The 24,143-nt window shown below is 36.8% G+C and carries 21 protein-coding genes; 9 read left to right on the forward strand and 12 right to left on the reverse strand.

Annotation, left to right across the window (positions count from 1 at the left end; all coding sequences use genetic code 11):
- Nucleotides 1-181 precede the first annotated feature (181 nt).
- Both ygiD and QM491_RS21735 read left to right on the forward strand, forming a co-directional pair.
- A complete protein-coding gene (gene ygiD, locus QM491_RS21730) occupies nucleotides 182-1,060 on the forward strand; it encodes a 4,5-DOPA-extradiol-dioxygenase (protein WP_166550077.1) in 879 nt (292 codons plus the stop codon).
- A gap of 547 nt (nucleotides 1,061-1,607) precedes the next feature.
- A complete protein-coding gene (locus QM491_RS21735) occupies nucleotides 1,608-2,684 on the forward strand; it encodes a Gfo/Idh/MocA family protein (RefSeq protein WP_283329636.1) in 1,077 nt (358 codons plus the stop codon).
- Between the two features lie 107 nt (nucleotides 2,685-2,791).
- Here the strand turns inward: QM491_RS21735 and QM491_RS21740 are convergent, their stop codons facing one another.
- Nucleotides 2,792-4,276, reverse strand: coding sequence for a M61 family metallopeptidase (locus tag QM491_RS21740; protein ID WP_283329637.1), 1,485 nt, complete (start codon nucleotides 4,274-4,276; stop codon nucleotides 2,792-2,794).
- A gap of 249 nt (nucleotides 4,277-4,525) precedes the next feature.
- Between QM491_RS21740 and QM491_RS21745 the strand changes: the two genes are divergently transcribed.
- Nucleotides 4,526-5,056, forward strand: a complete 531-nt coding sequence (locus QM491_RS21745) for a DinB family protein (protein ID WP_283329638.1) — start codon at nucleotides 4,526-4,528, stop codon at nucleotides 5,054-5,056.
- 185 nt (nucleotides 5,057-5,241) lie between these two features.
- Here QM491_RS21745 and QM491_RS21750 read toward each other — a convergent pair whose 3' ends face one another.
- From QM491_RS21750 to QM491_RS21765, 4 genes are all read right to left on the reverse strand, one after another.
- A complete protein-coding gene (locus tag QM491_RS21750; RefSeq protein ID WP_283329639.1) occupies nucleotides 5,242-6,057 on the reverse strand; it encodes a universal stress protein in 816 nt (271 codons plus the stop codon).
- A 369-nt stretch (nucleotides 6,058-6,426) separates the two neighbouring features.
- Complete coding sequence (locus QM491_RS21755) at nucleotides 6,427-8,292, reverse strand: patatin-like phospholipase family protein (RefSeq protein ID WP_283329640.1); 1,866 nt, start codon at nucleotides 8,290-8,292, stop codon at nucleotides 6,427-6,429.
- 79 nt (nucleotides 8,293-8,371) lie between these two features.
- Entirely contained in the window at nucleotides 8,372-8,959 is a 588-nt protein-coding gene (locus tag QM491_RS21760; protein ID WP_283329641.1) for an HD domain-containing protein, read from the reverse strand.
- A gap of 136 nt (nucleotides 8,960-9,095) precedes the next feature.
- Nucleotides 9,096-10,574 (reverse strand): adenylate/guanylate cyclase domain-containing protein, encoded by a 1,479-nt coding sequence (locus QM491_RS21765; RefSeq protein ID WP_283329642.1) that lies wholly within the window; start codon nucleotides 10,572-10,574, stop codon nucleotides 9,096-9,098.
- A 112-nt stretch (nucleotides 10,575-10,686) separates the two neighbouring features.
- On the opposite strand from QM491_RS21765, the gene QM491_RS21770 reads away from it, so the two are divergent.
- The 6 genes from QM491_RS21770 to QM491_RS21795 all read left to right on the forward strand — a co-directional run bounded on the left by QM491_RS21770 (nucleotide 10,687) and on the right by QM491_RS21795 (nucleotide 17,363).
- Nucleotides 10,687-11,631 (forward strand): helix-turn-helix transcriptional regulator, encoded by a 945-nt coding sequence (locus QM491_RS21770; RefSeq protein WP_283329643.1) that lies wholly within the window; start codon nucleotides 10,687-10,689, stop codon nucleotides 11,629-11,631.
- A 104-nt stretch (nucleotides 11,632-11,735) separates the two neighbouring features.
- The gene (locus QM491_RS21775; protein ID WP_283329644.1) at nucleotides 11,736-12,236 is read left to right on the forward strand and encodes a DinB family protein; all 501 of its coding nucleotides are present in this window, start codon (nucleotides 11,736-11,738) and stop codon (nucleotides 12,234-12,236) included.
- A 497-nt stretch (nucleotides 12,237-12,733) separates the two neighbouring features.
- Nucleotides 12,734-13,837, forward strand: coding sequence for a LysM peptidoglycan-binding domain-containing protein (locus tag QM491_RS21780; protein ID WP_283329645.1), 1,104 nt, complete (start codon nucleotides 12,734-12,736; stop codon nucleotides 13,835-13,837).
- Nucleotides 13,838-14,052: 215 nt separating this feature from the next.
- Entirely contained in the window at nucleotides 14,053-15,267 is a 1,215-nt protein-coding gene (locus QM491_RS21785; protein WP_283329646.1) for a LysM peptidoglycan-binding domain-containing protein, read from the forward strand.
- A 524-nt stretch (nucleotides 15,268-15,791) separates the two neighbouring features.
- Nucleotides 15,792-16,733 (forward strand): ribose-phosphate pyrophosphokinase, encoded by a 942-nt coding sequence (locus tag QM491_RS21790; protein ID WP_166550089.1) that lies wholly within the window; start codon nucleotides 15,792-15,794, stop codon nucleotides 16,731-16,733.
- Nucleotides 16,734-16,796: 63 nt separating this feature from the next.
- On the forward strand, nucleotides 16,797-17,363 hold the full coding sequence (locus QM491_RS21795; protein ID WP_283329647.1) for a 50S ribosomal protein L25/general stress protein Ctc: 567 nt from the start codon (nucleotides 16,797-16,799) through the stop codon (nucleotides 17,361-17,363).
- An 85-nt stretch (nucleotides 17,364-17,448) separates the two neighbouring features.
- Here the strand turns inward: QM491_RS21795 and QM491_RS21800 are convergent, their stop codons facing one another.
- The 7 genes from QM491_RS21800 to QM491_RS21830 form a co-directional block, all read right to left on the reverse strand.
- A complete protein-coding gene (locus QM491_RS21800; RefSeq protein WP_283329648.1) occupies nucleotides 17,449-17,673 on the reverse strand; it encodes a hypothetical protein in 225 nt (74 codons plus the stop codon).
- Nucleotides 17,674-17,722: 49 nt separating this feature from the next.
- A complete protein-coding gene (locus QM491_RS21805; RefSeq protein WP_283329649.1) occupies nucleotides 17,723-18,841 on the reverse strand; it encodes an ABC transporter permease in 1,119 nt (372 codons plus the stop codon).
- 114 nt (nucleotides 18,842-18,955) lie between these two features.
- A complete protein-coding gene (locus QM491_RS21810) occupies nucleotides 18,956-20,062 on the reverse strand; it encodes an ABC transporter permease (RefSeq protein WP_283329650.1) in 1,107 nt (368 codons plus the stop codon).
- A gap of 32 nt (nucleotides 20,063-20,094) precedes the next feature.
- A complete protein-coding gene (locus QM491_RS21815) occupies nucleotides 20,095-20,841 on the reverse strand; it encodes an ABC transporter ATP-binding protein (RefSeq protein ID WP_283329651.1) in 747 nt (248 codons plus the stop codon).
- A 28-nt stretch (nucleotides 20,842-20,869) separates the two neighbouring features.
- Nucleotides 20,870-21,778 (reverse strand): ABC transporter ATP-binding protein, encoded by a 909-nt coding sequence (locus tag QM491_RS21820; RefSeq protein WP_283329652.1) that lies wholly within the window; start codon nucleotides 21,776-21,778, stop codon nucleotides 20,870-20,872.
- An 11-nt stretch (nucleotides 21,779-21,789) separates the two neighbouring features.
- Entirely contained in the window at nucleotides 21,790-22,725 is a 936-nt protein-coding gene (locus tag QM491_RS21825; RefSeq protein ID WP_283329653.1) for an HlyD family secretion protein, read from the reverse strand.
- Nucleotides 22,726-22,776: 51 nt separating this feature from the next.
- Complete coding sequence (locus tag QM491_RS21830; RefSeq protein WP_283329654.1) at nucleotides 22,777-24,033, reverse strand: TolC family protein; 1,257 nt, start codon at nucleotides 24,031-24,033, stop codon at nucleotides 22,777-22,779.
- Nucleotides 24,034-24,143: the final 110 nt, after the last annotated feature.

The following is a 24,143-nucleotide window of genomic DNA, read 5'->3' on the forward strand; positions in this document are numbered from 1 at the left end:
GATTTTCTTGCAGAAATCCTGTTTGCCAGCTAGCATATCCTTAGACGTAAAGTATTACGTCTCTACATGTAATAATCACTAACTTACTCAATATATTTCGTGTATATACATTAAATTTATCTATTCGTGAAATGAATAGATAATAATTATTGTTACCTTTATAGAAATTTAATGTATATACATGAATCGCAAAGAGTTTTTAAAGGCTATGGCAATATTGCCAGCTACTATGAATATGGATATCAAGGCTTTAAACGAATTGGCTAACGCTCCAAAGACGGAGAGAATGCCTGCATTTTTCTTAGGACATGGTAGTCCGATGAATGCAATTGAGGATAATGAGTTTTCGAGAGGTTGGAAGAAAATAGGACAAGATTTACCTAAACCACGTGCCATTCTGTGTGTTTCGGCACACTGGGAAACGAGAGGTACTTTTGTTACTGCCATGCCCAAACCGAAAACAATTCATGATTTTGGAGGCTTTCCGCAAGCTTTATTTGATGTGCAATATCCTGCGCCAGGAAGCCCTTCGATTGCTTTAGAAACTAAGCAAGCGATTCATACCACTGAGGTTGGTCTCGACGAACAATGGGGCTTAGATCATGGTGCGTGGAGTGTTATCAAACATATTTATCCAAAGGCCGATGTTCCTGTTTTGCAGCTAAGCTTAGATTATACCAAAGCACCACAATATCACTATGACTTGGCAAAAGAAATTGCCAAATTACGGGATAAAGGCGTATTGATTGTAGGGAGTGGGAATATCGTTCATAACCTCCGCCGTTTGGCTTGGGACAAAGCTCGTTTGCCAGAATACGGGTATGATTGGGCATTGGAAGCTAATGAAATGTTGAAAAAAATGGCAGTAAATCAAGATCATAAATCTCTGATTAATTACCAAAGTTTAGGCTCGGCTGTACAATTGGCTGCGCCTTCACCAGACCATTATTTACCTTTGCTTTATACGCTTGGAACACAGCAAGCCCAAGAACAAGTAAGCGTATTCAACGATAAGACTGTTTTAGGTGCAATATCGATGACTTCTTTCAAAATTTCATAAGTAACAAGATATTATTACATTAGTTGATTGTATCTCAGTTATTTGTAAGTGCTTACAATACCTATAATAATAAGATTGCATTCTTCACTAGTTCAAGACTTGGTTTCAGACTATCGTTTGTTTAAGTTTTAAACTGTATAAAAAATGAGTCCAAGACTTAGTCTTGAACTAGATTTTATTGTTACTGTTTTTCATCAGCTCCGTAGGAGCGACAGTTTGGTAGTCAAGAATCTTTTTCTTGTACCATTATAGAGCGCCGTAGGTGCGAAAGACTTCAAGATAAGTAGCTTTCGGTTGCACTTACGGCACTTTTAACCAATGATAGCGATATAATTCTCGTTTATCAAAACTTAATTTGCACTGCTCATTCTCTTAGGAACTTTACTCGACAGGACAATAAATTCAGCATAAATTCATAGATTTGAGCTAAACAGTGAGAAATCACATCATATCCAATTTTCATAAAAAGAAAGGATATTGGATGTAGTTGATTGTTTAAACAAACAGATTGCATACACATATCTAAATTGATTTAACTACCAAAAACATGTCAGTTCAAAAAATCAAAGTATTGGTTGTCGGTTGTGGAAATATGGGTGCCTCGCACGCCACAGCCTATCACAATTCAGAAAATTTCGAGATTTGCGGAATTGTTTCTACGGGAAAAAGTAAGGAAGTTCTCAATGACAAATTAGGAGGAGGTTATGCTCTTTTTAATGACTATACAGAAGCCTTAGAAGCTACTAAACCCGATGCAGTTTGTATCTCGACTTATCCTGATACCCATGAAACCTTTGCCATTCAGGCATTAGAAGCTGATTGTCATGTGTTTATCGAAAAGCCATTGGCTGACACCGTAGCTGGAGCTGAAAGAGTAGCTGCTAAAGCAAAAGGGAAAAATAAGAAAGTTGTAGTTGGATATATATTGAGACATCACCCTTCGTGGGAAAAATTTGTAGAAGTTGCTTCTGGATTAGGACGTCCGTTGGTTATGCGCATGAATCTCAACCAACAAAGTCATGGCTATATGTGGGATGTGCACAGAAATTTGATGAAAAGCCTTAGTCCGATTGTAGATTGTGGCGTTCATTATATTGATGTGATGTGTCAAATGACTCGTTCTAAACCATTGCAGGTCAATGCTATTGGCGCGAGATTGACCAATGATATTCCTGAAGGAAATTATAATTATGGTCAATTACAAATTCGCTTTGAAGATGGTTCAGTGGGCTGGTACGAGGCTGGTTGGGGACCAATGATGAGTGAAACGGCCTTTTTTGTCAAAGATGTTATTGGACCAAAAGGCTGTGTGTCGATTGTTGCCAAAGAAGCAGGGGGCGTTGGCAAATCTGACAATGTGGATGCTCATACCAAAACAGAATCTTTGCGTGTACACTATGCAGATATTGATGGTAACAATGCTTTTACCAAACCTGATGAATGGATTAACCTCACCGACGAGCCAGATCATCAAGAGCTTTGTAATCGAGAACAAGCCTATTTCTTGAAAGCAATCCAAGAAGACCTAAATTTAGATGACCATGTAGAAGATGCAGTCAATAGTTTAAGAATTGCCTTTGCTTGTGACGAATCTGTTAAAACTGGATTGCCTGTGATGTTGTAGGTATTGTGAAGTTATCAGTTAATGGGGTATCTGTTATTTGAATACACTAGAGGTATTTTATAAATTCCTAATAGGGTACAACTTTAGTCGCACCCTATTAGGAATTATTATTTTTCTCCTAACCAACTTTTTAAAATAGCCTCTTGTTGAGATGTAATGGCAGCGGTTTTTCTTGAAACTGTCCATTTATGCGTTGTGTCGTCGGCTTTTACTTCCAAACCAGCGTATCCCAAATAAGTGGCATAATCCAACTCTTTGGTACTATAAATATAGTCAAATTCTGCACTCAGTGATTGTCCTGCAATCGTTTCACAAGCCTGACGGAATTCGGCATCAGTGAAGCCTCTTTTGAGTTTTTTGTAATAATAATTATACAAATAGCTCATGACATTGTCTAATGATTTTTGGTTATCAGTTGCATTTCTAATCGCCAAATCAACAATCCAGCCTACTAGGGGTCCTTTTTCGTAATAAGAAATTGATTTTGACGCATCTTTTCCAGATGTTCCGAAAGGTCCATCTTTCCAAGTGTCATAACTAGCCTGCACAAGGGATTGATGTAATCTGCCAGGGTTGTTTTGAATATTTGTGATATTTCTGGAAAGATTAGTTAATACCTCTTGCTCGGAGATTAGTCCTGCTCTTTTTACTAATAAATACTCATAATACACGGTCAAACCTTCGCTGATCCAAAGCTGATTGGTATGATTCATTTGACTGTAATCAAATGGACCTAACTCAAAAGGACGAATTCTTTTTACGTTGTAATGGTGAAAATATTCATGTGTCAAAAAGTTCAATATCTTAATTTCAACATCTCTATTGCTTAGTTTTTCGCCTGTAAAACTAACGGTTGTATTGTTCAAGTGCTCAATACCGCCATTTCCTGGACCGATTCCAATAAAAGTATATTCATTATAAGGAATATCGCCAATAAGCGTTGTAGCCTGTTCAATAATTTTTTGAAGCTGGTTCATGAGACGAACTTTGTCGAATTCGCCCATTTTATAACCCACAAAGCGGTGTTTTTTGCCACCAACACTAAATGATGGTAACTCATCTAGGCTTCCAGAAAGGATAGGACAGTCGTAAAGTATATCAAAATCGGGTGCAGTAAATTCATGCTTTTTCCCATAAACTGGTGTTAAACCAGTTGCAACATCTTTCCAAGGTGTTTTTACTTTAATATTTACTGGACTCTGTAGAAATTCGGGTATATACAAAAAAGCTGCTGTCGTAACAACGTAGGCATGAGTGGTATCCACTACGGCTGCTGCGACAAAATTTCGTTTGGCGGCTACCGAATAGTTGATGGAAAAGGGTGTATTTTTGGGTAAAACTAGTTGCCAAACATTATCCCCTTTTTTGGTAAGTGTCAATGCTTTTCCTTTGGCATCTTTAGCCTCGATTTTATTGATTTGTTTGGCGTAAGACATGATTTGATAATACCCTGGCATCCATTGAGGCATCGTAAAATCTAAGGTGTCTTTGGGGAATCCAGCGCTACTTAATTCAACGGTAAATGTTTGATTTTGAGGCTTATTAAAATCAATTGTATAATTAAATAGTGCTTTTTTAGAAGATTGAGCCATTGCGTTCTGCGAAACTATAAATAATCCAATCAATAAAAGCTTGAAACCCTTTTTGGAATAGTTATTCATCGAAATTGTACAATTAGAAGGTTAATGAAGGTAAAGGAAACAATTTACTTAATTATTCGATGAAATATACGTTTGGGTTAAAATTCGCTAAGAATGGACAATATTTGAATTGATTTATGAAAATGACTGGGCTGAGTGTTTTATCTTTCGAAGAATATTTATTTCTAAACAATCTAATTCATGAAACTTCAAAAATTACTCTCAATGATTTGTTTGTTTTTGGCTATTTCTAGCCTTGCAAACGCACAAACATCTAAAGATGAAATGATTAAAGAATGGGAAAGAGCCAAGACCTACACTAAGGAATACCTTGATGCAATGCCTGAGTCTGGTTATGCCTTAAAGCCCACACCAGAAATGCGTTCATTTGCTGAACAAATGTTACACTTGACAGATGGTAATTATGGTTTTGCGGCAGCAGCTTCAGGCGAAAAAAGTACTTTTGCACCGGGAGAATTAGAAAAGACGACAGATAAGTCTAAAGCAAATGTCTCTAAAATCGTATTGGATGGATATGATTTTGTGATTAACAGCTTGAAAAAAGTACCAGTAGACAAAATGGGTGAGACAATCAAATTGTTTAATCGTTTTGAGATGACTAGAGGTTCAGCCTTTGCTAAATGTTTTGAGCATCAAACACACCACAGAGGTCAAACAACGGTTTATATTCGTTTAGCAGGAGCGAAGCCACCACAGGAAAAGCTTTTCTAGAGCCTTCGTTAATTTAGTGAATTATGATTGAGTGAATGAGTGATTATTAATACTGGACAAAAGGGATAAAAGCGATTCAATAGTTTTGACTTTGTCTCGAATCAGTTATTTCAATTTATCTAGTAATCAATGAAAATAATCACTCATTTACTCAATCTCAAATCACTCAATAATTAGTTTGTATGTTAAAGGTTCAATGAGAGTAAAGGAACATTACTTTCAGATGCCATCATACGGGTTTTACTTCTATGTACCATAGAGCTCAAAAAGCCGTATTTATACGGTACCATGACCAATAAATCGGAATTGGTCTCTTTTATTTCATCTTTAATAGATTCGACTACGCTATCAGAAGTTACGTTGTTGTACGAGTAATCGATTCCATCCAAACCTGCATAAATACTATCCAAATGCTCGGTATCTACTGCATTGAGTTCGTATTGTTTACGACAAACATAAAATACCTCCACTTTGGCGCCAAAACTTCTGGCAACGGATTTTACCCTTTCCAAAATGATACCATGAACGCCTTTGGTGACGTCACAAGCAAATAGAATTTTCTTGATTCCTTCAAATTTTACACTTTTAGGAATCGCCATGATAGGGTATTTGATTTTGTTGATAACAAGTGTCGTAGTATTCCCCAATAAATCTTGTTCAACCGACTTTTCGGGCATTCCCAAAACTAGCATATCGGCGTCATGCGTTACAAAACAGCGATTTAGTTCGTCAGTTATATCACCAGAAGCAATATGAGGAGTTACTTTGATTTGGTATTCTTTTTCGAGTTTTTGGGCAGCTTCAGCCAACTCTAACTTCGCTAAGGCTAATCCATGATTCATTGAGTTACTTGAAGTACGGGCGTTCAGGGCGTGTATAGACACATTGTGTAGGTTGAACAATACCAACTCCAAGTTTAATGCAGCCGCAGCTTGTGCAGCATATATAGTAGCATTTTCGGCTTCTTCCGAAAAATTCGTTGCAACAATCACCTTTTTCATAGCCTTGATGTTTTAAGCTTTCTACTCATTTATGGAAAGCAAGTTATGTTGATAAAAAGAACAAAACACTCTTGAAAAGCAGGTTTTGTATTAACTTTCATCATGGAATATGTGGTTTTGACCCTCTATTTATTAAACGAAATAAGGGCTACTTTCGTTGCAAAATCTAGTTAAAAATAATATTATTTTGCTAAAAAATTGAATAAAACGAACTTGTAACTGTTTTGGCTTTTTCGTTGAGGTTGACACCCGTTTGTCGGAAATTTCAGTAATGAATTGGGCATTTGACTAAAGCGACATTTTCTCTCTAAAATTAGAGAAGATTATATAGCCTCCTCGTCAACTTTGGCTGGTTTTTTCGAAACAAAATTATTCTCTATAAAATCTTAATTCTTCTTCAGACATATTTTCGAACATCTTTTTGGCGTGCTGATAGCCAATTTCATAGATTTCATCAAAAGCTTGCCAATTGAGAATACTGTATTTGCGTAAATCTGGATTGATATATAGGTCTGTATATTTTTTGGTTTCACTTTGTCGAGCATCGCTGTATAACACTGTGCTATTCAAAATAATAGACATGAGCAAGGGCATACGGTATTTCTGGTCTTTTTTATTACGAAATCTATCTTTTAGTATTTCCCAACCCGAAGGCATTTTGGTTATAGAGAGTTTGTTGGGTTTATCAATAAAAAAGTCTACTCCAATAATTTTGGCAACGCCTATTTTATTCATGATATCTGTCGGAAAATTATTGAAAGTACCGCCATCTACCAAGAAATCATTGTTGTCAATCACAGGTGGGAAAACGCCCGGAATAGAGCTACTGGCACGCAAATACTTGGTAATAGAGCCTTTGGTATGTAATACTTCTCGTGCTTCAGTAAAATTACTGGAGACAAAATAGCAGGGAATCCATGTATCTTCGATATTTACCTCCTTGCCAACACTACTGACAATGCTATCCGAAATCATTTTTTCGATTCTGTGTCCTTTTATTAATGACACAAAAGGTAATAAAGTATAATCTTTGGTTGGATTGAAAAAGGCTCCTTTTCTGGCATTTTGTCTTGCCATATCAGGCGAAATATCAAAGGCAACCAATGAGGACATCATAGCTCCAACGCTCGTGCCTCCCACAAAATCTATAGGAATATTAAATTCTTTCAATGCCTGATAAACGCCCAAATGGGCAAAACCTTTGGCACCCCCACCAGCTAGCACCAAACCAATGGCATTGCCAGAGATAACCCTTGCAAGACGTTGTAAATCAGTAATTAAATGGGGGCGGATATGGAAATGTCGCTGAACGTTTCTAATGTTTAACCATTTATCAGTAAAATGCGGTATTCTTGTGGATTCATTATGCAATAATATTAAATTTTTGACCGCTGGTTTAGCCTGTGTTTTGACGAAAATCTCTTTTTCAAAAGCAGTCAACTCTGGTGAATATTCTGCTGAGGCAAGCAGATAAATTTCGTCGGCATTCCGAATACAGCGTTTGGTCCATTCTGTGTTAGAACTATCACAGATGTACAACATCAAATCATATTTAGATTCTTGTTCGTCGAGCCATTGACTGAGTTTGCGATAATGAGTGGTATCACTTTTGGCAGCTTGAGCCAGATTTTCAGTTTCATGGGTATGATTAATGAGGTCAGAAGAAAGTAAAAGTGTTCGACCTTTTCGTTCGAGATAAGGAAAAAGTTTGTCAATAAAATCACGATGATTGAGTGTAGGAGATATACCCACAAAACAAATATTAACAGGCTTTTTAATACTTTTTTTGAGTGACTGTGAATTGCGTAGACGATTGATGATAATTTTGGAAACACTCATCGAAATTAGCGGATAAGCTTTCAGGATTTCCTCAAAAAGCGCTTTTGTGAGTTTTACCAACACGCTATCGCGGGTAGCTACAATACTTGCGCCTCGTGGTTCGCCAGTAAACAATGCCATTTCGCCCACTGTTTCACCTCTGATAATTTCTCCTACGGTCAAGTTTTCGCCTTCTGTAGTGGTAATATATGCTCGTAGTCGACCGCTAATAACAAAATACAAGGAATCATCTATCTCGTCTTGTCGAAACAAGATTTCGCCACCAGCCAATTCTATCCACTCCAATTGCGGTTCGATTAGTCCAAGCATTTGAGTGTCAAATTTGCCAAAAACACTAGATAGACTATTTACCAATAAATCATGTTGATAGTCTTTTATTGGATAATTATGTTGCATAATTTAAGTTGTTCGATTTGAGATATGTTTGAGTGGACTGTGGGCTTTGACTTTTATTGAATTGAACCTCACCGTCAGTTTATTGGGTGTCTTGTTTTGAGCGTAATTCTACGATTCTTTTATTTTTTTCCTCTGTTCGCTCTTTTTGGTTTGTTTGGGTGAAATAAGCATGTTTTACCAGAAAATCTATCTGGATTTGCGTCCAATTTTGGTTTGAGTTAAGACGTTCAAAATGCAAAAGTTCCTGATGTAAAGTCTCAACAATCGTGTAATAATTGGCTCCTCCCAAATAATCCAAGTCGGCATCACATAATATCTTCGAGAGCAAATTGTCAGGTGATTGTGGTATTTTGGTTGCCTTTATCAAATTCTTAATCACTGAAATCTGGGCAGAATTATAGCCACAACTAGGCAAAATTCTCTCTGCAATTTGACAACTAAAATCTTCGTGATTGTCGTACGAAAGTAAAAAGCCTGAATCATGGAAATAGCAAGCTGTAGCCAATAAAACAAGATTTTCTTCGTCGGAAATACCTTCTGACAAAGCTATTTCATGCGCTCGTTTTGCGACCGACAGAGTGTGATTGACATGGTGATAGCTAAAAGTAGGAGAGAGTTCCTTCGTCAATCGTTCTAAAATATATGTTCGAGCTAATGCGAGGTTCATCGTATTGTATTCCAAATGTGATAAGTGATATAATTAGGCTTTCGGCAATCAGCAATGGGCGGTCAGCAAAATGTTTTTATCATTTCATAAGAGATATTGTATTGATATTTAAAAATTTACATTCACAATTCACTACTTACAATTCAGCATTATTGCTGAGTGGTTTTTCAACAAAGTACATATCTATTTCTCCTTTGTGCTTGGCCTGAATTTTTCCCCGATAATGACAAGCGAAATGATTCTGAACAAGCTGATAAGTATTGCCAGAAATATTGATTTTGCCAACTTCACTTTTGCTTTCCATACGAGAGGCAGTGTTGACAGTATCGCCCCAAATGTCGTAGGCAAACTTTTTGACCCCCACTACGCCTGCTACCAAAGGACCAGAATGTATGCCAATTCGAATCTCAAAATAAGGTTTGGCTTGGTTTTGTCGTTGTATTTCTCTTTTTTTCATAAAAGCCAATATATCCCATGCTGCCCTAATTACCTCAATGGGATGTTGGGTGTTGGGAATAGGAATGCCGCCAGCACAGAGATAGGCGTCGCCAATGGTTTTGATTTTTTCGATAGAAGGATATTTTTCAAGAATCAAGTCAAAGCCTCTAAAACAATAATCGATTTCTTCAATCAGTTCTTGTGGCGAAAGCTGTTCGCTGATTTGAGTAAAACCTTTAAAGTCGGTAAACATGACCGTTGCCAACTCGTAATACTGAGTGGTTGCAGTCCCTTTTTCTTTTAATTCGTCAACGAGTTCTGAAGGAAGAATGTTTAGTAACAATTCATCCGAACGTTGCATTTCTAGTTCGATGATTTCGTTTTTCTCGGCTAATTTTTGGTTGCTTCTTTTTTTGTTAAAATACAAAATCAAAAGAAAAAGTACCAGCAACAAAATACCTGCAACAATTGCTAACATCAGCTTTTGAACGACTTTCTGTTTTTCGAGGGCAAGGTCTTGTATGGCTTTTTCTTGTCGTAAAATTTTGATTTTGTCTGCTTGCTTGTCGAGTTGTCTTTGTTTTTTGAGGAGCATCGATTCTTTCTCCGAAATATCCCCACTTAGTTCATTAATGGTTTGTAAGGAAAGGGCTATTTCGCCTTTTGACTGTTCGACTTCAGCGTTTTTTTGTTCTAGTTCTAAGCGTTTTTTTTCGGCTTCTTCTTTTTGTAAAGCCAATTCTTCTTGGTCTTTTTTGAGTTCTTCTTCTGCTAAAAGTTGTTGTTTTTGTAATTGTACAATATCATTTCCAATATGTTGGTTGATTTCTTCTAGCAGGTCATTAGCCTTATTGCGCTGTTTTCGGGCGGTAGATTTATTGCCAAGTTTGCCATTAACTAATGAAAGTTGCAGATAAGCAAATGCCATTCCTTTTTTGTAGTTGGCTTTTTCACCCAAACTCAAAGCTTGAGTAGCATAAATCAATGATTCATTGAGGTTATTTTCGAGTTCATATTCTTTTGAAAGATTCAGAAGAATATCAGTTTTTGGGATTTCTCTAGTTTCGGTTTGCAAACGATTTTTCCAAAGTTCGATGGTTCTATTCTGTGCTATTGAGAATTGAATCGATAAACTGAAAATAATAGCGTAGCCGTAGATGAGCGTTTTAGTTTTCATAATTCGTTCGAAGTGTAGCTTAAATATACTAAAAGGAATTTTATATCAGCCTAAGAAATACGAAATTTGCACCTCTAATTATTTTCTCACAAACCTCTAACTGTTTATTTTTATGAATCGTATTGATAGAGTAACAGCCATTTTGATACAGCTTCAATCCAAAAAAGTGGTAAAAGCCCAAGAGCTTGCAGATAGATTTGAGATTAGTCTTCGCACCGTTTACCGCGATATTCGTACGCTTGAAGAGGCTGGTGTACCTATTATTGGCGAAGCAGGTATCGGTTATAGCTTGATGGAAGGTTACAGATTGCCGCCCGTGATGTTTACCAAAGAAGAAGCAACGGCATTTTTGACAGCCGAAAAATTGGTGGAAAAACTTACCGATGAACAAACCCGAAATACCTATCAGTCGGCGCTTTTTAAGGTAAAGTCCGTTTTGAAAATGACCGAAAAAGATTATCTGGATACCATTTCTAATCATATTGAGGTATTGGATAATCCTTATCTTCCCAAACATCACGATGAAAGCAACCATATCCAAACTTTGCTTCAAAGTATAGCCGAAAGGCGTTGTGTTGAAATGCTCTATTTTGCCAATCATAGTCAAGTCGATAGCCAGCGAATCATTGAACCTGTGGGAATATTCTTACAGGCTACTGCTTGGTATTTGATTGCTTATTGCCGTTTAAGGGCGGATTATCGACATTTTAGGATAGATAGAATTAAGGAATTGAAAAATACAAATCTTGGTTTTTCGAGTGAACATCCTTCATTGCAGACCTATTTGCCCAAATTTAGTCAGAGGGAGAATCTGACTTTGGTAAAGATATTAGTACAAAAAAATGTATTACGTTATTTTGGAGACCAGAAATATTATAATGGTTTTGTGGATCAAAAAGATAGAGGTGAAAAAGTAGAAATGACCTTTCTGACGGCTTCTATTAGAGGATTTGCTCATTGGTTTTTGAACTTTGGTGAATATGCCGAAATCCTAGAACCCATTGAGCTAAGAGGTATGGTAAAAGGGATTGTGCTGAAAATTCTTGAGAAATTATAGATATTTCAAAAAAACTAACACACTACTGACATAGGGTTGTCACTATGGGCTTGTTATTTTGTAGTGTTCTCAATTAAAAACAAAATAATCAAACCTTTATTCCCATGACTGTATTAGCATTACTCCAGCAAGAGCTTGAAAAAGAAGCACAAACTACTCGTAAGATGTTGAGCATTGTGCCTGCTGACCAATTTGACTGGCAACCTCACCCAAAGAGTATGACATTAAGAAGCTTGTCGACTCACGTGGCAGAATTACCCACTTGGGTTCGTATGGTCTTGGAGACAGAGGAGTTAGATTTTGAAAAAAATCCTTATTCAGTACCCAAAATTAACACTACTGCTGAGCTTGTTGATTTTTTTGAGAAGAACTTGTTGGATAGCCGTGATGCACTTGCGACTGCTGATGTAAGTACCTTTGACAAACCTTGGACATTACGTGCAGGAGAAACCATCTATAGTTCTGATCCTAAAATAGATGTGCTTCGAATGACGTTTTCGCAAATTATACATCATAGAGCACAATTGGGAGTATTTTTAAGATTATTAAATATCCCTATCCCTGGAAGTTATGGGCCTAGTGCTGATGATATGAGTTTTGCTTAACAATTTTCAATATTTTGAATAATAAGGAGATTAATCTTTGGATTAGTCTCCTTTGTTTGTTTTATTTGTATGGTTATAATTGACGTATAAAGGTGATTGTCGAGAAAAATGGCGTTTGTTGTTTTTTTACAATTCCTCAGTAATAAATCTATCCTTGATAGACATATTCTTCCTACTTTAAAGTCATTTCAAGCATAACTACTTTGACACAAAACAGATTTGCTTAAATGTAAGATTATTATTAACCTGAAAGGCTGATATTTAAAACTTTCCAACCATTACGCCGTCCCCAACTAAGGTAGTTAGTATAGCATAGCAAAGAGCCTTCACGCTAATCCGCTTATTTAGTTGTTGTCATGATACCTTTCTGGAAAACCCTTCCAGAAACTTTCCTCGATTTTATCTTTCAACTATTTCTAGAGCTTCATCATCAATTGAAGTGAATTCCGTACATTCGTACTATTTTATGTAATCATTTATTTGAACCCCAAAAACCTATGACGCATACCGTTCAGAGCAAAGAAACCCTCTACAGCATTGCAAAAAAATATGGCTTGACTGTTGAGCAGGTTATGTCACTCAATAATTTAGTTTCTACAAATCTCAGTATTGGTCAGAATCTAGTTGTTTCTTTGCCATCGCCCATTATTCCTAACAAGCCTACTACAACTCTCAAATCAATTTACGAAAAACGAAAGGATTTTGCCGTTGAAAAGCTTCCTAAAGTAGGTTATAATACTTTTACTATTGCATATCCAACCCCAATTGGTATACAAAAAACAGGAATATTCAGAGATAATTATCCTTCGCCCAACCGAGTAAATTCCAATGGAGTAAGCTATACAGGAAGAAATACTTTTGATATCAATACTAGCTATTTTCAAGATTTGTGTCCTCAGCCATTTTATTTGGAGGTATTGCATCACATCGCCAAGAATGAAGGCTGTTTTGATGCTGTAAATAGCTATGACAAAGCGATTTTCTCATTTGGTTTTTTGCAATTTACAGGAGCTCAGGCCTCGGGATCAATTTTGTCTCAAGTATTAAATCGTTTTAAACAAAGAGATGAATATGCCTTCAATGACTGTTTTGGTCAGTATGGCATGGATATAATAGCAGGAGCAAAGCCCATTTTTCGAGTAGAAACCCCTAAAGGTATCTTAGAAAATGATGCTGCGTATATGGAAGTAGCTAACAATCTCGCATTGACAGGTGCTTTTATAGCAAGTAGTTATCGACGTAGTATGATTAGAGCACAGGTAGAATTAGCCTTGGAAGAATACGTAATGAAGGCGGTAGCGCCAACCGTTAAAATCAATTTTAATGGAACTCTCTTAGCGCTCAACGATATACTCAAAACGGAAGGAGGGTTTGCGATTCGAATCGATTTGGCTGTCAATCGCGGTCTTACGGGTTCATTGGCTCCTATTCAAACAGCTATTATCCAGGTGGCAAAAGAATCTAAGCTTTCTACCAGTATGCAATTAGCCAAAATCAACGAGCGCAGAGTAGTGGAGGTATTGGCACAAAATGAGCCAGACGCCTTGAAAAAACAAAGAATTCTGAAATTGCTAGACGGGTCATTTAGTTTCTGGAAATAAACCATTATAAAAACTATTTCGGATTGGAGATTGCGGGTTAAATGTTTCCGAAATCCGCAATCTCCAATCCGAAATGGTTTGAAATCCTTTTTACGGTTCTAACTTCCTAACTGGATTGCCTTTTACTCAGTTATTAATCTAGACTTTATTTTCTGCATAGTATTTGTTTAATTTCGATTATCAACCGAACCTTTTAATGTATTGCACACAAAACTATGGCAACTTATACTGTACAACCCAAAGACACTCTTTATAGTATCGCAAAAAAATTTAATATTAGCGTAGACCAGTTGAAGCAATTTAATAATCTTTATGACAATAACATCTCGATTGGTCAGACATTAAATGTTTCTTCAGGAGGGGGGTATTCTCCTTCTTACAGTGACCCCGTATATCCTAATAGCAATCCCGTTTATCCGAATACCAACCCTGTGTATTCTAATACAGAACCTGTTTACCCAAACAATTCACCCTCTAATTATGGTGGTACAACGTCTAGTTCAGGAGGTAGTACAGCTTCAAGTATTTCGTCTTTTGTAGTAAGAAAAGACAATAAAGGTAGTTATAACAGTATTGTGATTTCGTATCCCTCAAGTTATGGAACAGACTCGACTGGCACAATGCGAGACAATTATCCTTCACCTAATTTGGTAAATCCAAGAGGGGTTTCTTATTTTGGTAAATCAACATTTGACGCACAACGTTATCAATTTGAAGATTTATTACCCAAGGCTTTTTACGCAGATGTATTACATTTTATTGGTAAAAATGAAGGCTGTTTCGATGCTGTGAATAGTTATGATAAAGCTATTTTCTCATTTGGTTTTATTCAGTTTACAGGAGCTTCGGCAAGCGGTTCGATTTTGAGTAAGGTGTTGCAAAGAATGAAACAGAATAGTAGCGACGCTTTTTACAATTCTTTTAGTAAGTTCGGAATAGATGTTTCAGGTTATGGCGCTCCAGTGGTAAGTGCCAAAGGTGCTTCGGGCGATTCAGCCTTTACGGCAATAGCCAATGATTTGCAACTGACAGGGGTATTTATTGCTTCAGGATTTGAAAGAGAAATGATAAGGGCACAAATTCAAATTGCCCAAGAGGAATACATGAACAAAGCACTTTCGGATGCTACTGGTATTGGAATTTTTGGTCAGCAAGTTCCTTTAAATAGCGTTTTATTTTCAGAAGGTGGAATTGCGCTACGAGTAGATTTAGCGGTGAATAGAGGACTATCTGGCTCATTGGCGGTTCTTCAAAAAGCAGTTACTCAAGCAGCCAGTTCACAAGGAATTTATTCTGCTTCGGGATTAGGTTCAATCGATGAAAGAAGTGTTGTACAAGCTGTAATCAATAACGATACAGAGCAATGGAAAAAAGACCGAACACAAAAACTTTTGAGTAGTGGTTTTAGCTTTGAAAAGTATTACGGATAGAGAATTTGTAGTGTATGAAGGAATGCAATACCCATCCATTTCAGATATTGGATGTTGGATTGAGGAATTGTAATCTGCTATTTTTTGAAAAAAAACAGAGGGATTTTACTTTATTTCCGAAATCAAAAATCCCAAATCTGCAATAGTTTGAATTCCTTCATTCAGTACTGATAGAGAATAGCGAATTGTATTTTTTGAGGAAATGCTGAATTATTTCCAGAAAAAAAATGTAGTATAAATATAGCGTTGATTAGAACATAGCAAATGTGTCTGATTGACGCTATTTAAGTTTGAAATTCGTTGTTTAGCTCAAAAGAGAGGCATTTCGGTAAGATATAACCATTTAGCGAGGTGTATAGAAAAAAAAGCATAGGAAAAACAAAAATACAGGTCTTGATTGCTAGCATTTATCCGCTGGATTTTGTACTTTTGCGGAAAATTTTAAAATTGGGTATTAACGATTGCAAACAGATCCAACAATAATCAGTACTTCGCAAACGCAAGGCGTTGTACCCCCACAAAAAATGGCTTCCATAAATCAAGTTAAAATTTTCGCAGGGACTTCTTCTGAATATTTAGCAAAAGAAATCGCTCAGTATTTCGGTAAAGAATTAGGTTCAACTACAATTCAAAGATTTTCAGACGGTGAGATTTCTCCAAGTTTTGATGAATCAATCAGAGGTTGTGATGTTTTCTTGATTCAATCAACTTTTCCACCAGCCGACAACCTGTTGGAATTGTTATTGATGATTGATGCGGCTCGTCGTGCTTCGGCGCACTATGTAACAGTAGTAATTCCATACTTCGGTTACTCACGCCAAGACCGTAAAGACAAGCCAAGAGTTGGTATTGGTGCAAAATTAATTGCAAACCTTTTGACTGCCGCTGGTGCTGACCGCTTGATGACAGTTGACCTACATGCTGGACAAATTCAAGGATTTTTCGATTTTCCTGTAGATCATTTGGAAGGAACAGCTATCTTTGTGCCTTATTTGAAATCATTAGGCTTAGATAACATTTTGTTTGCTTCTCCAGACGTAGGTGGTGTAGTTCGTACTCGTAACATTGCGAAGTTCTTCAATGCTGAAATGGTTATCTGTGACAAACACCGCAAGCGTGCCAATGAAGTTGCTTCGATGCAATTGATTGGAGATGTTACAGGCGCAGACGTAGTGTTAGTAGATGACTTAATTGATACAGGCGGTACAATGTGTAAAGCAGCTCAGTTGATTATGGACAAAGGTGCCAAGTCAGTAAGAGCTATCGTTACTCACGCAGTATTATCTGGTAATGCTTACGAAAATATCAGTAACTCTGTGTTGACAGAATTGGTTGTGACAAACACCATTCCAAGCAAACAAGAGTGTGATAAAATTAAAGTTCTTTCAGTAGCACAATTGTTTGCTAAAGCTATCGGAAGAATCCGTGACCACGAGTCTATCAGTTCACTTTTCATAAAACAATAATTACTAAAACAGTTACTAGAAGATAGCAGTTGGCGAAAGGCTAGTAACACAAAAATCACTCAAATGAGAAAGATTGAAGTTGTAGGTTTCAAAAGAGAAACTTTAGGTACAAAATCAGCAAAAGATTTACGCAATGCATCATTAGTTCCATGTGTATTGTACGGTGGACAAGACGTAGTTCACTTTGCAGTTCCAATGATTTTATTCCGTGATTTAATTTATACTCCAGAAGTTGCTGAAGTTGAATTGAACATTGAAGGCGAAATCCGTCGTGCAATCTTACAAGATTCACAATTCCACCCAGTTAACGAAACTATTTTAAACGTTGACTTCTTGGAAATCGTTGATGGTAAAGCTATCAAAGTTGACGTTCCAGTGAAAATCGTTGGTAACGCTCCAGGTGTACAAAAAGGGGGTAAAATGGTTCAGAAACTTCGCAAAGTTACTTTGAAAGGTTTAGCTGAAAACATTCCTGATTTTGTTGAAGCAGATATTACTGGTTTGGATTTGGGTCAAACAATCAAAGTTAGCAAATTGAAAGTTGAAGGTGTTTCTATCTTGAACAACCCAACTAACCCAGTTGCTACTATCGATATCCCACGTGCATTGAGAGGAAAAATAAACTCTTAATTCTTAGGAATCCAATACTGATAGATGACCGCTCTGTAATTTACAGAGCGGTTTTTTGTGTGTCTTAGGTTAATGATATTATCTTTTAATCTTTAAAAATTTCGACAAAAATACCAGCATCGTAAAGAATCCTAACAATTGAATTTTCGAAACTACCTTCATTTCGGCAAACAATCCTAATAATCCTTTCTTTATCAAGCCAGTCAATCGTCCATGTTTCAATAAAGGGAAGTTGAGATAATGCTTCATCAACCAGTCCTTTTCTTGATTTAGTAAGATTGGATGGTTTAAGCAAAATAATTGACTTCATAACACGTGTAGTTTTAATAACCGAATTGATTCTTATCATTCGGAATGTGTTAAACTTGCTTTTTATAGGTCCAAATGGCAAGTCCATTAAATACAATAGCGAAGCTCAATATGGCAAAAATATGATTTCTGATTTCATAAATACCTGAACCTTTTATCACAACCAATCTCATGACGTCAATAAAATAGGCAACAGGGTTAAACTTTGTCATAATCTTCGCCCATTCAGGCATTCCATCTATGGAGGTGTACAAGCCTCCCATTAGGACAAAGACCATTATCATAAAAAATGCAAAAAACATGGCTTGTTGCTGTGTATCAGAAAAGTTAGACATTAGTAAACCAAGCCCCAAAACTGCCAAGAGAAAAATAGCAGTAAAACCAAAAATAACCAGTAAACTTCCTACTGGAACAATACCAAATACTACCCGACTAACTGTAAGACCAATAGCAGTTACAATCAAGCCTAACACCCAGAAAGGAATCAATTTGCCTAAGATAAAATGGTGTTTTTTGATAGGAGTAACGTTGATTTGCTCAATCGTTCCTACTTCTTTTTCCTTAACAATATTCAATGCTGTAAGAAAACTCCCGACCATTGTAACCAAAATAACCAAGATACCAGGAACCATAAATAGCTGGTAATTCATACGGGTGTTGTACCAAAAACGAGGGACAATATCCAGTAAAGGCATAGGGTTCATTCTTGGAAAAGTAACCCAATCTGTTCGCACATCCTGATTAAAATCTTTGATAATGGAGCTGAGATACGCCCCTCCCATGTTGCCTTTTGTGCCATTGACAGCATTGATAGCAAGTAATAATTTGGCCTCATTTTCTTTGATTAAGGTTCTTTCAAAATGTGCAGGAATTTCGATAATCACATCCGAATCGTTTTGCTCAACACTTTTGAGAGCCTTTTTATAAGAATCGGTATTTTCAACTAATCGGAAATACCCTGAACCGATAATTTTTTGAACCAACTGCCTTGAATAACTTGAGTGGTCGTGGTCGACTACGGCAATGTTTACGTTTTTAACCTCATAATCGGCTGCTATGGGCAAAACAATCAACTGGATAATAGGCATCACGAAAATGATACGAATAATCGATGAGTTACGAAATATCTGCCGAAACTCTTTTTCTAATAAAAAAAGTAGTGTTTTCATAATTGTTTGAATTAATAGGGTATAGGCAAGAGGCACTAGGCAACAGTAATGTTCTGAAAGTTAAAATTCTATTTACTATTGCCTCTTTGCCTTACCCCTTATGCCTCCTTTTAACTACTCCAACCTCGTTTTGTAATTTTTTAAAGCTATTAGCACAAAACCTATTGTCATAGCTACCAAAATCAGGCTTTCTTTTAGGACACATTTAAATCCTAAGCCTTTTATCATTACGTCTCTAACTATGAAGAAATACCATTTTGACGGAATCAAATTAGAGATAAATTGCATCGGTTTGGGCATATTTTCGATAGGAAACATAAAACCGCTAAAAATCAATGTTGGTAATAACAGCACCATCAAAGATGCCAACATAGCCACTTGTTGCGAATTGGTGATAGTCGAAATAAATAAACCCAATGCCAAAGCCGCAAAAATAAAGAGCATACTTTCGCCTAAAAGAAGCAATAGACTGCCTTGGATAGGTACATCGAGGAGGTTTACGCTCAAAATGAGGATGGTGCTTACATTGATAAATGAGAGCAAGACATAAGGGATTGCCTTAGTAACAATGACCAAAATAGGAGGGACAGGCGATACCAAAAGCACTTCCATTGTCCCGAGTTCTTTCTCCCTAACAATCGCAATCGAGGTCATCATAGCCGAAATAAGTAACAATATCATTGCCATTACTCCAGGTACGAAGTTATATGCCCCTTTGAGTTGTGGGTTGTATAACATACGAATTTCTGGTTGAATCGTGTAAGGCAAGGTCTGTTCGCCTAGCACTTCGTCTTGGTATGATTTCAGAATAGAACTGGCATAGTTGACCACTGTAGTAGCAGTATTAGGGTCTGAAGCATCTGCTATTAATTGAATAGAAGCCGTATTTTGTTGAAAAAGTGAATGTCTGAAATTTGCAGGAAATACAACTGCTAATCGAATTTTTCCTTCTTTAAAAGCTTGGTCTATTTGCTGAGGATTGCTAAAATTGGCTTCTATATCAAAGTATCTGCTGGCATCAAGCTCATGAATAATATGTTGACTTGCTTCGTCTTTTGAGTAATCTAAAATACCGATGCGAGAGTCTTTTACCTCGTTGGTGAGGGCAAAGCCAAAGAGGATAATCTGAACAATGGGCATCCCAAACAGAATGATTAAAGTTCGAGTATCTCTCAGGATATGCTTGAATTCTTTGGTGATGAATGCTAAGAATAATTTCATGTTTGAAAGATTTAATAGTCTTTTGTTCAAAATCACTCACTTCTTTTTGCCTTGCGAGCCAACTGGTGAAATACCTCATCCATTGAGTCAGCATGGAATTGCTTTTTGAGATTTTGAGGGGTATCAAGGGCTTCGATTTTTCCATCTACCATGATTGACACTCTATTGCAATATTCGGCTTCGTCCATGTAGTGTGTGGTGACAAAAATAGTCACGCCACGATTAGATGCTTCATAGATTAAATCCCAAAACTGACGACGAGTTACGGGGTCAACTCCGCCTGTTGGTTCGTCCAAAAATACAATTTTAGGGTTATGTAAAATCGCAATCGAAAATGATAGTTTTTGTCGCCAGCCCAAAGGGAGAGAAGAGACTAATTTGTCAGCTTCAGCTTCAAAGCCTAATGTTTTGAGCAATACATCAGTTTTTTCTTTGATGGTTTTTCGGTCTAAACCATAAATTCCGCCAAAGAATCGAATGTTTTCTCGAATGGTCAAATCTTCATAAAGTGAAAACTTTTGACTCATGTATCCGATATTCTTTTTAATATCTTCTGTTTCAGAATACACATCAAAACCTGCGACTTTTGCTTCGCCTCCGCTGGGTTTGGATATGCCGATGAGTATTTTCATGGCCGTTGTTTTTCCAGCACCATTGGCTCCCAAAAAACCGAATATTTCGCCCTTGTAAACTTCAAAGGTAATGGCGTTGGTGGCGATAAAATCCCCAAAACGTTTGGTTAGTCCTTGAGCCTGAATGACTATTTCTTTATTTTCCATGTTTGACACATTTTATTTCTTGAAAGCATTAGGACAATGCCATGAAACAGTCCTCGATAGTAGCTGTAATTTCTTGGATTTGGAAAGGTTCTTTATAATGCTCTTGAACATACTGACAAAAAGCATCATAGTCCTCCGCATCGTGATTGAGCGTCAGGTGATGACTTTCGCCAAAACCAAAACAGGTATGCGTATTAGGAAATGCCCTTGCCACCTGCAATAAGGCATACATATTTGAGGCATGAATAGACCAGATTTTTTTCGGATATTTCTCAATAATCCCTACTGGCGTATCAATATCTAATATCTTTCCTTTTTGCATCAAAGCAACTCTATCGCATAGACTGGCTTCGTCCATATAGGGTGTCGAAACCAATATCGTGATACCTTCCGACTTAAGATATTTCAGCATTTCCCAAAACTCTTTTCTCGAAACTGGGTCAACTCCTGTAGTGGGTTCATCCAAAAACAATACGCTTGGCTCGTGAATCAGAGCGCAGCACAAGGCTAATTTTTGCTTCATTCCACCCGATAATTTCCCTGCTTTACGAGTTTTGAAAGGTTCGAGCTGTTGGTAAATATCCTTGATAAGATGGTAGTTTTGTTCTATCGTAGTACCAAAAACATGGGCAAAAAAGTTGAGATTTTCTTCAACACTCAAATCTTGATACAGGGAGAATTTCCCTGGCATATAGCCCACTCTTTTTCGGATAGCTTTATAGTCTTTCTTCACATCCAGCCCATCAACACTAGAATCTCCTGATTCGGCTAATAGTAAAGTGGCAAGAATCCTAAATAGGGTGGTTTTTCCAGCACCATCTGGTCCGATTAGCCCAAATAGTTCAGCTTGTTTGACCTCAAAAGAGATGTCCTCCAATGCCTTAATTTTACCTTTTTCAAATGACTTGAAAAGGTGATTTGCAATGATTGCATTCATATCTTTTGGGGTTAAAATACCACTTCTCCATACATACCAATTTTCAATGTGCCTGTGTTTTTTACATGGATTTTCACCGCATATACAAGGTTGGCTCTTTCTTCTTTGGTCTGAATGGTTTTTGGCGTAAATTCTGCCTTAGAGGCTATCCAATAAATCTTGCCTTGTAATGTATCCGAAAGTCCTTCTGCTTTGTCAACAAGCACTTTTACGGGTTGATTGAGTTGCACTTTTGTTAATTGATTTCCAGAAACATATACTTTTAAGGTCATTTCAGATAAATCAGCAACTTTGTAAAGTGCTTTTCCAGGAGCTGTCATTTCGTATTGTTCAGCATATTTGGTTAACACAGTACCACGAACAGGGTTGATAATTTCCCCACGCTTGATTTGGTCGGTCACCTGATCAGCACGTTTTTCGAGTGGCGAAAGTTCACTATTAATGCTACGATTTTGAATAGTTACTTGTGTTTTTTGAGCGCTGATTTGACTTTCTAATACACTGATTTGTTTTTTTGTTAAAGCAATCGCTCCCTCCATATCATCGAGTTGCTTACTCGGAACGGCTTCTGATTTTACTAAATTCGTTAAGCGTTGGAATTCTCGTTGTTGGATGCGTAACTGCTCTTTCTGAACAGCAATTTGATTTTCCAGAACGTTGATTTGTGCTGAAGCATCATTGAATTTTTGTGGTAAACTTTTGATACTTGCCTCAATCTGTGCTTCCTGAAGTTGTAGGTTTGCTACATCGATATTCCCTACTTTTTGAGCTAAGTCTATCGTGTCGCCTTCTTCTACGTTGAGATTTAGTATTTTACCTGCTACTTCTGACGAAATAATAGTTTCTGTAGCTTCGAAAGTGCCTGTAGCATCCGAAGTTTGTTCATTTTTTTTACAAGAAAAGATAAGTGTGCTTACGAGAGATATGAATATAAATTGCTTTTTCATTTCAAATATTGGATTGTGCGAATTTCGCGTTTTGTAACTAAGAAAAGAAGATTAAAGTCCTAATGTGCTTTGATAATTGGCCTTGCTGAGTGCTTGTTGTAGGGTATGAATCAACTGATTTTCTTTGGCTTGTAATTCTGCCGAAAGGTCAGTTACGTAGTCACTTGCAGTGATAATACCATTGTCGAGTTGGGCGCTAGAGGTTTTAGTGATTTTTTCTCGTAAAACAATGATTTTTTGGTCTAGCTCAATCATATTTTCCAGCTTTTTGATTTCAGCATCTAATTGTTGCAAAGCAATATTGGTATTGAGTAGAAAAGCTTCTTGTTGCGCATCTACGTTTTTTGAAGAAATTAGCAACTGGCTTTTTTCATGCTTTTTCGTGTATAATCCACCTAACGACCAGTTGAAACGTAGTCCACCGATATAATATCCTTTAAAGTCATTTTCTAGCATATTCAAAGCAGGACGCCCATAACCTGTTTGTAAGAATAGCCCTACTTTAGGCATATTTTTGGCAGTAATAAGTTGTTCCTGCGTACTCAAAAGATTTTGTTGTTCTTGAAAAAGCGTAAGCTCTGAACGTTGAATTTTGTTTTCTTGGCTATTGGTTAGCAAAGGTGAAACCAATTGGACTGAAGATAAATCTTGGTTAATAAGCATTCCAAGGATTTTCTTCCCCAACAATTCCTGAGATTTTACTTCACTGATACGTTGATCAAGTTTCAAAATTTCAACTTCTAGTTGATTCAAATTGGCTTGAGTACTAACGCCATTTTGGATACCAGCTTTGATTCTATTAATTTTTGACTGTAATTCATTTTTAATAATGTCAATCAATTTGAGCTGATTTTGACTCAACAAAACACTAAAATAACTCTGATTGACACGCTCTTTTAGTTTGTCGAGCTCAACTGCAAGTTTTTGCTGTTCGGTCTGAGCAGTAGCCTTTTGTACTAAAATTTGAGAATTGGTTATTCCTCCATCGTACAGATTTTGCTTTACCTCTGCATATAATTTATACTGGTCTTTAGATATCTGTGGGATGTCTATATTAGGAATTTTGATTGGTACCGAAGTTACATCCGACTGATAGGTTGCCTGTCCAATAATGTCAACTTGTGGTTTGAAATTACTTTTGAGTTGAGCAATTTGATGTTCCAAATTCTCGTTGATATAGCCCTTTTGTTTAGCAATGGGATAGTTTTGTTTTGCCAAGGTATAACACTGGCTCAAAGGAAGAACCTCCTGAGCTTGTGCATGGTTGACAATCAAGCTAATAAGTAGAATATAAATGGTTTTTCTCATGGTTTTAACTAAAATGTTTAACTATTTGGTTAAAAATCTATCTTTAAAAAAGCAACAAATAAGTAGATAATACATTGGGCGGACTACTGATTTGTTACTTTGACTTTAAT

Source organism: Flectobacillus longus (assembly GCF_030056705.1).
GTDB lineage: Bacteria > Bacteroidota > Bacteroidia > Cytophagales > Spirosomataceae > Flectobacillus > Flectobacillus longus.

What these genes read in the sequence shown, in the direction of transcription:
- ygiD (WP_166550077.1), top strand. Translation starts at nt 182, where the DNA reads ATGAATCGCAAAGAGTTTTTAAAGGCTATGGCAATATTGCCAGCTACT.
- QM491_RS21735 (WP_283329636.1), top strand. Translation starts at nt 1,608, where the DNA reads ATGTCAGTTCAAAAAATCAAAGTATTGGTTGTCGGTTGTGGAAATATG.
- QM491_RS21740 (WP_283329637.1), bottom strand. Translation starts at nt 4,276, where the DNA reads ATGGCTCAATCTTCTAAAAAAGCACTATTTAATTATACAATTGATTTT.
- QM491_RS21745 (WP_283329638.1), top strand. Translation starts at nt 4,526, where the DNA reads ATGAAACTTCAAAAATTACTCTCAATGATTTGTTTGTTTTTGGCTATT.
- QM491_RS21750 (WP_283329639.1), bottom strand. Translation starts at nt 6,057, where the DNA reads ATGAAAAAGGTGATTGTTGCAACGAATTTTTCGGAAGAAGCCGAAAAT.
- QM491_RS21755 (WP_283329640.1), bottom strand. Translation starts at nt 8,292, where the DNA reads ATGCAACATAATTATCCAATAAAAGACTATCAACATGATTTATTGGTA.
- QM491_RS21760 (WP_283329641.1), bottom strand. Translation starts at nt 8,959, where the DNA reads ATGAACCTCGCATTAGCTCGAACATATATTTTAGAACGATTGACGAAG.
- QM491_RS21765 (WP_283329642.1), bottom strand. Translation starts at nt 10,574, where the DNA reads ATGAAAACTAAAACGCTCATCTACGGCTACGCTATTATTTTCAGTTTA.
- QM491_RS21770 (WP_283329643.1), top strand. Translation starts at nt 10,687, where the DNA reads ATGAATCGTATTGATAGAGTAACAGCCATTTTGATACAGCTTCAATCC.
- QM491_RS21775 (WP_283329644.1), top strand. Translation starts at nt 11,736, where the DNA reads ATGACTGTATTAGCATTACTCCAGCAAGAGCTTGAAAAAGAAGCACAA.
- QM491_RS21780 (WP_283329645.1), top strand. Translation starts at nt 12,734, where the DNA reads ATGACGCATACCGTTCAGAGCAAAGAAACCCTCTACAGCATTGCAAAA.
- QM491_RS21785 (WP_283329646.1), top strand. Translation starts at nt 14,053, where the DNA reads ATGGCAACTTATACTGTACAACCCAAAGACACTCTTTATAGTATCGCA.
- QM491_RS21790 (WP_166550089.1), top strand. Translation starts at nt 15,792, where the DNA reads ATGGCTTCCATAAATCAAGTTAAAATTTTCGCAGGGACTTCTTCTGAA.
- QM491_RS21795 (WP_283329647.1), top strand. Translation starts at nt 16,797, where the DNA reads ATGAGAAAGATTGAAGTTGTAGGTTTCAAAAGAGAAACTTTAGGTACA.
- QM491_RS21800 (WP_283329648.1), bottom strand. Translation starts at nt 17,673, where the DNA reads ATGAAGTCAATTATTTTGCTTAAACCATCCAATCTTACTAAATCAAGA.
- QM491_RS21805 (WP_283329649.1), bottom strand. Translation starts at nt 18,841, where the DNA reads ATGAAAACACTACTTTTTTTATTAGAAAAAGAGTTTCGGCAGATATTT.
- QM491_RS21810 (WP_283329650.1), bottom strand. Translation starts at nt 20,062, where the DNA reads ATGAAATTATTCTTAGCATTCATCACCAAAGAATTCAAGCATATCCTG.
- QM491_RS21815 (WP_283329651.1), bottom strand. Translation starts at nt 20,841, where the DNA reads ATGGAAAATAAAGAAATAGTCATTCAGGCTCAAGGACTAACCAAACGT.
- QM491_RS21820 (WP_283329652.1), bottom strand. Translation starts at nt 21,778, where the DNA reads ATGAATGCAATCATTGCAAATCACCTTTTCAAGTCATTTGAAAAAGGT.
- QM491_RS21825 (WP_283329653.1), bottom strand. Translation starts at nt 22,725, where the DNA reads ATGAAAAAGCAATTTATATTCATATCTCTCGTAAGCACACTTATCTTT.
- QM491_RS21830 (WP_283329654.1), bottom strand. Translation starts at nt 24,033, where the DNA reads ATGAGAAAAACCATTTATATTCTACTTATTAGCTTGATTGTCAACCAT.